This window comes from Pedobacter cryoconitis (assembly GCF_003259615.1).
GTDB lineage: Bacteria > Bacteroidota > Bacteroidia > Sphingobacteriales > Sphingobacteriaceae > Pedobacter > Pedobacter cryoconitis.
Map to the genome: position 1 here is coordinate 58,473 of NZ_QLLR01000033.1, position 6,796 is coordinate 65,268.

Annotated in this window: 7 protein-coding genes; 5 read left to right on the forward strand and 2 right to left on the reverse strand. The window is 37.5% G+C overall.

The window, feature by feature from the left end; all coding sequences use genetic code 11:
* The first annotated feature begins 76 nt into the window (after positions 1-76).
* Positions 77-1,417 carry a deoxyguanosinetriphosphate triphosphohydrolase gene (locus tag LY11_RS22660; protein ID WP_111635900.1) on the forward strand — a complete coding sequence of 447 codons (1,341 nt, stop codon included), beginning with the start codon at positions 77-79 and terminating at the stop codon, positions 1,415-1,417.
* 75 nt (positions 1,418-1,492) lie between these two features.
* Here LY11_RS22660 and LY11_RS22665 read toward each other — a convergent pair whose 3' ends face one another.
* A complete protein-coding gene (locus LY11_RS22665; protein WP_111635901.1) occupies positions 1,493-2,614 on the reverse strand; it encodes an AI-2E family transporter in 1,122 nt (373 codons plus the stop codon).
* A 95-nt stretch (positions 2,615-2,709) separates the two neighbouring features.
* On the opposite strand from LY11_RS22665, the gene mnmE reads away from it, so the two are divergent.
* On the forward strand, positions 2,710-4,080 hold the full coding sequence (gene mnmE, locus LY11_RS22670; protein ID WP_111635902.1) for a tRNA uridine-5-carboxymethylaminomethyl(34) synthesis GTPase MnmE: 1,371 nt from the start codon (positions 2,710-2,712) through the stop codon (positions 4,078-4,080).
* Between the two features lie 311 nt (positions 4,081-4,391).
* Here mnmE and LY11_RS22675 read toward each other — a convergent pair whose 3' ends face one another.
* On the reverse strand, positions 4,392-4,628 hold the full coding sequence (locus LY11_RS22675; protein ID WP_111635903.1) for a helix-turn-helix domain-containing protein: 237 nt from the start codon (positions 4,626-4,628) through the stop codon (positions 4,392-4,394).
* Between the two features lie 249 nt (positions 4,629-4,877).
* On the opposite strand from LY11_RS22675, the gene LY11_RS22680 reads away from it, so the two are divergent.
* The 3 genes from LY11_RS22680 to LY11_RS22690 form a co-directional block, all read left to right on the forward strand.
* Positions 4,878-5,429 (forward strand): helix-turn-helix domain-containing protein, encoded by a 552-nt coding sequence (locus tag LY11_RS22680; protein ID WP_170132757.1) that lies wholly within the window; start codon positions 4,878-4,880, stop codon positions 5,427-5,429.
* Positions 5,429-6,505 (forward strand): site-specific integrase, encoded by a 1,077-nt coding sequence (locus tag LY11_RS22685; RefSeq protein WP_111635905.1) that lies wholly within the window; start codon positions 5,429-5,431, stop codon positions 6,503-6,505. The genes LY11_RS22680 and LY11_RS22685 overlap by 1 nt, the downstream gene beginning before the upstream one ends.
* A 9-nt stretch (positions 6,506-6,514) precedes the next feature.
* On the forward strand, positions 6,515-6,796 hold a 282-nt coding region (locus tag LY11_RS22690), incomplete at its 3' end, for a transposase (protein ID WP_146610899.1).

Here is a 6,796-nt window from a genome sequence, read left to right on the forward strand (position 1 = left end):
GGACTTTTTTTAACAGTCTCTCTTTTTTTTGCGATATAATTTGCTGTAATATTGCAGCTAATCATTTGATCAATTTATGAATTGGAAAAAATTATTGTCTGCCAAAAGGTGGGGAAATGAAGATCGCTTTGCCGGCAATGAAAAAGAAGCCAGATCTGAGTTTCAACGTGATTATGACAGGATTATCTTTTCTTCTCCTTTCAGAAGGCTGCAAAACAAAACACAGGTATTCCCTTTGCCGGGAAGTGTATTTGTGCATAACAGGTTGACTCATAGTTTAGAAGTTGCGAGTGTAGGGCGTTCATTAGGAACTATCTTTTACAACAGGATTAAAGAAATTGATCCGAATGTGGATGAGACTATTCCACTGCTTGCTGAAATTGGTAATATCATCGCTTCAGCTTGTCTGGCGCATGATCTTGGAAATCCAGCCTTCGGACATTCCGGAGAGTCTGCTATCTCTCATTATTTTACAACAGGGGATGGAAAGGTTTATCAGGATAGGGTAAGTAAGGCCGAATGGCAGGATCTGATCAATTTTGAGGGGAATGCGAATGCTTTGCGGATCCTGACTCATGCTTTTGCCGGAAAAGGAACCGGAGGATTTGCACTGACTTATGCTACACTGGCTTCTATTGCAAAGTATCCTTGTGCTTCCACCGGAAATGATAAAACGAATATTTATACAAAGAAATATGGTTTCTTTCAGGCGGAGCAAAGCGGTTTTAAAAAGATAGCGGAGGAAATGGGGCTGATCAAAGTTTCCGATGAGCCTTTAGTTTATAAGCGTCACCCGTTAGTTTACCTGGTAGAGGCTGCAGATGATATTTGTTATAATATCATTGATCTGGAAGATGCACATCGTCTGAAGATCCTGACTTATCAGGAGGTGGAGAGTTTATTACTGCCACTATGTAATGATGTTAAACTGCCTGAGCGTTTATCAGAAATGGAGGATGATGATGCCAAGATCACGCTGATGCGCGCAAAATCAATCAGTACGTTAATCGGGCAATGTTCGCAGGTTTTTTATGACAATCAGGAAGCCATTTTGAGCGGTGATTTCAATAAGAGTTTGCTGGATGCTATCCAGGAGCCCTTCTTGTCTATTATGAAGTATATTGAGCGGATTTCTATTAAGAAAATTTACAATTATTCTTCTGTAGTACAAATAGAGGTTGCAGGTTATAAAGTAATGGGAGGTTTGCTGGAAGAATTTATTCCTGCTTATTTGAATAATGATTCAAAATATCATCAGAAATTAGTCGAATTGATCCCAAACCAGTTCAAGACTAAAGCGACTGACGACTATACAAAGATATTATGTGTGCTGGATTTTGTATCTGGCATGACGGATATATATGCCGTTGAAATGTTTAGGAAAATAAAGGGAATATCTTTTCCTTCAATGAGTTAAAAAAGAAAACCCCGGGGCATTCACTCCCGGGATTTCTTGTTTTTAAAATTTAGCAACAAATTTTAATATCGTTATTTAGTCTTTTTGTGTTCCTGAGGTTAGTTTTATATTTCCTTTGCGTCTGAAGATAGGAAAAGTCATTGGACTTTTCGCTGGTCTTTCATCACCAAATAATACACCCCATTGTCTGAAGGACTCAGTTCTGTCGAAAATAACTTTAAGTACTGCAATAAGTGGCATAGCCAGGAACATACCTGAAACCCCAGCAATACTTCCTCCAACTACTACACCTAAAATCGCCACTAAAGCATTGATCTTCACTTTTGAACCGACAATCCTTGGCATCAGGATATTATTATCTAAGAATTGAACGGCAGCAATTACAGCTAAAACTGTAATTACGGGAGCAAGAGAAGTTGAAGCTGTTATTGTTAAAAGTACACCAATGATGTTTCCGATTAACGCACCTACATAAGGGATCAGGTTCAGGATGGCGAAGATAATTCCAATTAATAAGGCGTGCTGGATACCGAAAAGCATCAGCAGACCGCCCAAAAGGACAGTCATATAAGTGATTTGTATGAGTAAGCCTACCAGGTAGTTTTTGATAATAGATTCAGTTTCATAGATAGCCTCTTTAACTTTCGGGTGATCCGGAGTTTTAAACCACATAAATACGAAGCGTAGCAGGATGTCTTTATAGAAGAGCATCAGGTAGATGTAAATTGGCAGCAGACCAACAAAAACAAATACAGAGCTTAATGTTAGTGCTGCACCACTTGCCATTCCTCCGGCCATATTTAACAGGTCATTGCTCTTTTTATTGATAAAAGTAAGTTGTTCAGTAGGGGAATAGTGACTTACGCTGCTTATCCATTCACTTAATGATTTTAGATGCTGGGCTACGTTTTTCTTGATTTCAGGGAAATCTGAAACCAGATTACCTACTTGTGCGGTAAAAAACCAGGCAATGATGCCTATGAAAATTACAACCAGTAAAATAGGAAAGACGATTGCGATGATTTCCGGAACTTTATATTTTCTTAGCCAGCGATAAACAGGCAACAGCATGATACTGATAAAGAATGCCATGATTACCGGCATTATAATATCACTGGCAACGACAAATAAGGCACCGATAAGTACCAGACCAAGTAACTCAATTGATCGCTTAACGGTGAGCGGTAATTCTTTCATATTGTAATGTAAATGTTAATTTTCAAGGGTTAAACATGAAAAGATAGGAAATGTTTGGGTATTTTTGCGCAATCTTAAACTAAGTTCTGTCCGTTATGATTACAAATGAAACAATAGTAGCTTTATCAACCCCGCCTGGAGCAGGTGCCATTGGCGTGATCCGTTTATCTGGGAAAGATGCTATTGCGATCGCGAATTCCGTATTTAGCGGAAAGGATCTGTTGAGCCAACCTACACATACACTGCATTTTGGATTGATTAAAGATGGCGACATCGTAATTGATGAAGTTGTGGTTAGTTTGTTCGTGGGCCCTAAGTCTTATACGAAAGAAAACGTGGTAGAGATCTCTTGCCACGGGTCAAATTATATCATTCAGCAGATTATTAATTTATTGATAAAAAAGGGTGCTTCGGCGGCTAAACCTGGAGAATTCACATTAAGAGCGTTTTTGAATGGTGCGATGGATTTATCTCAGGCGGAAGCTGTAGCGGATTTAATTTCTTCAGATTCGCAGGCTGCACATAGTGTGGCGATGAATCAGTTGCGTGGTGGTTTTAGTACGGAATTAAATGTATTGCGTGAACAGCTGATCCACTTTGCATCCATGATAGAATTGGAGCTTGACTTTTCTGAGGAGGATGTGGAGTTTGCAAACAGGGACCAGCTGCAGGATTTAATCAATAAGATCACAATAGTATTAAATAAGCTGATCCGTTCTTTTGAATTGGGAAATGTGATTAAGGAAGGTATCAATACGGTAATTGCAGGCAGACCTAATGCGGGTAAGTCTACGTTATTGAATGCACTGTTGAATGAGGACAGGGCAATTGTTAGTGAGATCGCAGGAACGACAAGGGATACGATAGAGGAAGTTTTAAATATCAATGGTATCAACTTTAGATTAATTGATACTGCGGGCATACGCGAAGCTACAGACACGATAGAAGCGATTGGGGTAGAGAAGACGATGTTAAAGATTAGTCAGTCTGCTGTTTTAGTTTATTTGTTCGACGTGCTGAATTTGACTGCGAACGAAATTAGAGATGATATTGCAAGTTTATATAAACCAGGATTAGCTTTTATTGCAGTAGCCAATAAGATTGATTTGTCGTTTAGTGACAGGTTGAAGGAGTTGAATTTACCTTCAGAGATTAAGTTTATTGGTATTTCTGCGAAGGAAAATCAAAATGTGGAAGAGTTGAAGGAGCTGTTGTATGAGACTGTGATAGGGGATAAGTTGTCGGAGAATCATACGATGGTTACGAATATCAGGCATGTGGAAGCTTTGAGGAAGACGCAAGAGTCGTTGGATAGTGTTTCGCAAGGGCTGATTAACCCGGTTACTTCGGACTTTTTGGCGACTGATATTAAACAAGCGCTCTATTATTTAGGGGAGATTACTGGAAAGGTTACTACTGATGACTTGTTGGATAATATATTTAGTAAGTTTTGTATAGGTAAATAGGTTTTGTAACTAGCTGATAATCAGTTTTTTATTAAGTTCTTTCCAAGAACTTAATAAAACTTTGTCAGATATTGTAAGTAGTTGTAATCTAGTTGATTACAGCTATTTTTTTTGTCTTTTTTTTAGTGAAATTCTCTCTTTTTGGCAATTTTTGTACCTCATTTGTTCCTCAGATTGATTATTTGTTATCGCCAAATTCCATAAGAAATGCATGTCTCTTATAGATGCTTATATATACTTATTGATGGTTATTTGATCAAAATAAGGGTAAATAACTAAAGATGATTTGATAGGTTTACCTTGCCAAGATTTTATACATTGGAGTTTGCACCGTCTCTTTTAATTAAAACCTCAAGATCTACTTCCAGGCCATCAGCTATTTCAGAGAGATAATAATAGGTGGGATTTATATTACCTGCCTCTAATCTCTGCACAGATTGTTGGTCTTTGCCAATGGAATGGGCAAGTTGTTTTTGAGAAATACCCTTCTTATTACGTATTTCACGTATCCTGGCACCAAGATTTTTAAGTAGAGTTTCCTTTTCCATTGGAAGCGTAAAAGAAGGGCAAACAACTTAGATGTTGTACAACGGATGCGTTGTAATTGAAATGTTTTTTTTACGTTTGTGGAAGATTAGAAGCATTTATTATGGAATTACCGCTGTAATTTTAAGTGCTCTTATATATGATTGTATCGATAAATAAAGCATTTTTTATTTATTATGATAATCTAATGGCTCGCGTAAGTTATTATGTTAATGCCAAATTTGATTTAGAATATGAGTTCGAATTTTATAGTGAAAAGGATTTGTGAGCATTGCAAAGGAATATTTGATGCAAAAACAACAGTAACACGTTTTTGTAGCGCAATATGCAATAAGAGAAGTTATAAGATAAGATTGCGTGTTAGTGCAATGAAAAACACAGATCAGGAAGTGCAAACTATTCTGGAAAAACCGATGAAGAGTTTACAGGGAAAAGATTTTTTGAGTGTGAGTAATGCGGCGAAGCTTTTAAGCACATCAACAAAAATGATCTATAGAATGATTTCGGACGGGAAATTGGCTGCTGTAAATCTCTCTGTCCGTAAAACTGTTATATCCCGTAAGGAAATCGATCGATTGTTTGAAATTAAAGAGCAGGTTAAGTTCTCTGAAGAGAAAATCGTGGTTAGACCCAAGGTAAGGGATAGTTATTCTATGGCAGAAGCGCAAAAGAAATTTAAAATTTCAGAGGCAGGTTTGTATCAGCTGATTAAACGACATAAGATATCTAAATTTAAAAATGGCTGGTATACTTATGTTGCAAAAAAAGATCTTGATGTAATTTTTAATAATGGTATAAAATAATGTCCAAGGTTACCATACGGCGTAAAGCCATTTCCAAAGCCAGGCATACCATCTATTTGGATCACTATCCGCCTATTTATAATCCATATAAAGGTAAGTTTCAGCGAACAGAGTATCTAAAGCTGTATACCTTTGATAAGCCATCTAATGGCGCAGAAAGGTTGCATAATAAGGAAACTTCAAATCTCGTTGAATTTATACGTGCTAGTCGTCAGATTGATATTCAAAACAGGAGATTTGGGTTTTTGTCTGACGCTATCAGAGATTCTAGTTTCATAGAGCATTTCAGGACTTTTACGATTAAGAAGCAAAGGTCTGACTCCGATAATCATGCGATGGCACTTCGTTATTTTATAGCTTTCGCTGGAGAAGATATTAAGCTGAGTGATTTAAATGACTTTCTCTGCGAAGATTACAAACACTTCTTGTTAAGTGGGCCTGGAATAAGTAGGAGAGGGAAAGCTATAAGCAAGAATACCGCAGTGAATTATTTTGCTAAATTTCGTTCAGTTCTTAAGGAGGTGTTTAAAAGAGGATTGATTGATATTGATTTATATAAAATTGTTCTGCCTATTAAGCCTAAGGAAACACATAGGGATCGTTTGGAAATTGAAGAGTTTCAGCGATTAGCATCTACACCTTCATCATCTGATATGATGAAAAGAGCTGCTCTGTTTTCTGGACTCACTGGGCTACGGTTTTCTGATGTGCAGGCATTTACTTATTCAAATGTTAAAGGAGTACCTGGTAGATACTATTTGCAGTATATCCAGGATAAAACAGAGAATGCTGAGGTATTGCCAATCTCAGATCAAGCAGTACTACTTATTGGAAAAAGGGGTGAGCCGTGGCAGTTAGTCTTTGATAACTTAAAATATTCAGCCCTAAAGCCATTTTTTGTTGGTTGGTTATCCAGAGCGAGAGTGTATAAAAATATCACTTTTCATAGTTTTAGGCATACGTATGCAACCCTGCAGCTGGAATATGGAACTGATATTTTTACATTATCTAAATTGCTCGGACTGGAGTTGCTATATTTGAGTAGACACAGAGTTAAGAGGATTTACATATCTTAACAGAATATTATGTCACGAGAGAGAAAAGCATACCCGAAGGAGTTCAAGCTGATGAGCGTTGAACTGAGTAACACCCGTACAGATCTAATTGCACTTGCGAAAGAACTGGATATCAATGTGACTTTATTATATAGATGGCGTAAGGAATTCACCAGCAAGCAAGGCAGCAGTTTTCCTGGGAATGGAAAGGTTATCCTCAGCGCAGCTGAGCAAGAGGTGGCTAATTTGAAAAAAGAACTGCGTGAAACGCAGATGGAACGGGATATATTAAAAAAGGCCATCAGCATTTTC